Origin of the sequence: Flavobacterium columnare NBRC 100251 = ATCC 23463, assembly GCF_002530675.1 — a bacterium.
Taxonomy (GTDB): Bacteria; Bacteroidota; Bacteroidia; order Flavobacteriales; family Flavobacteriaceae; genus Flavobacterium; species Flavobacterium columnare.
The window spans coordinates 1-1343 of sequence record NZ_PCMX01000100.1; the positions used below are offsets into that span (position 1 = coordinate 1).

General features: G+C 31.1%; 1 protein-coding gene and 1 pseudogene. Both read left to right on the top strand.

Annotated features, from left to right (window positions below):
• Positions 1-885 (top strand): annotated as a pseudogene (locus B0A78_RS14910) (hypothetical protein); the annotation flags it as partial.
• A 277-nt stretch (positions 886-1162) separates the two neighbouring features.
• Positions 1163-1343, top strand: a 181-nt coding sequence (locus tag B0A78_RS12060) for a hypothetical protein (protein ID WP_133065791.1), incomplete at its 3' end; no start/stop codon positions are given.

The window sequence follows — 1343 nt, forward strand, 5'->3', positions numbered from 1 at the left end:
ATTATTGAAGATTTAGACGGCTTAAAAGAAGATGCACTCTATGCCCTGCGAGAATTTATATCCAACCAAGTTTTAAGAAGTTCCGTAACCATAAAAGACAAAAAAGGAAATAACAAATCTTCTCATAAAATAGTAAAAGGTCAGTTCTCCAGTTTATCAGCCACCACCAAAGGCGAAACCTACGAAGATAATATGAGCCGTTCATTCCTTATTGCAGTTGACGAAAGTAAAGAACAAACCGCAAGAATAATCGACTACCAAAACAAACGCAATGCAGGAGAAATAGATCCACAAGAAAGCCAAAAAGCAATCAACTTTATACAACAAATCATTAGAAATTTAAAAGAGTACGAAGTCATTAATCCGTATGCAACACAATTACATCTACCAGAGAAAGTGCATAAAATTAGACGATTAAACGAAATGTATCAAGCCGTAATCAAACAAGTAACGTTCCTGAACCAATATCAACGTCAAATAGTTAAAAGCCCCTCCTTCGGAGGGGTTGGGGAGGCTTTAATCACAGAAATCGAAGACATCGAACAAGCCACCGAAGTACTTTTTGAAAGTATCATTTTAAAAGTAGATGAACTCGATGGAAGTTTAAGACAATTTTTTGAACGATTAAAAAAGCACGTTAAAAACGAAAATCAAGAGTTTATTTTAAGAGATATAAGACAAGATTTAGGAATAAGTAAAACACAGATATTTAGATATATACAAACACTTTTAGAGTTAGAATACATCAAACAAGTTGGCGGTTTTGCCAACAAAGGCATAAAATATAAAATCTCCTATTGGGACAATTATCAAAAATTAAGAACTGAAATAAAAGATTTTCTAATGCTTCAAATCGAAAAACTAAAAAACAAAAAAATCCAATAAAAACAAACTTCGATTCATGAATACCTATAAAAAACAAATAAAAAGGCATGAATAAATAGAACAGCTACGACAAGAGCAAAAGTAAGTTGGAACACTAAAGGAACGCAAAAGGAACACTGGAAAACGGTGTAAACTATTGTAAAACATAAGAAAATAGTAAAAAAATAGTCTAGCGTTCCTAAAAATAAAATATTGAGTAAGCAAAACCATCATAAACCTTAAAAACGTCATACCAAACCATTTAAAATTTAAAATTCAACATTTAAAATAATAAAAGATGGGCGCACCAAGCAAGCATAAAATCTACTCTGAAACCTACCAAGAACAGGCAAGAAACTACAAAAAACATTTAGACATTTTAGGATTAAAACCCGAAACTACCCAAGCAAGATATTTATATTTAAAAGAGTTTTTTAGTTGGTTAGAAAATAATAAAATCTTTGAATTACAGCAAATTA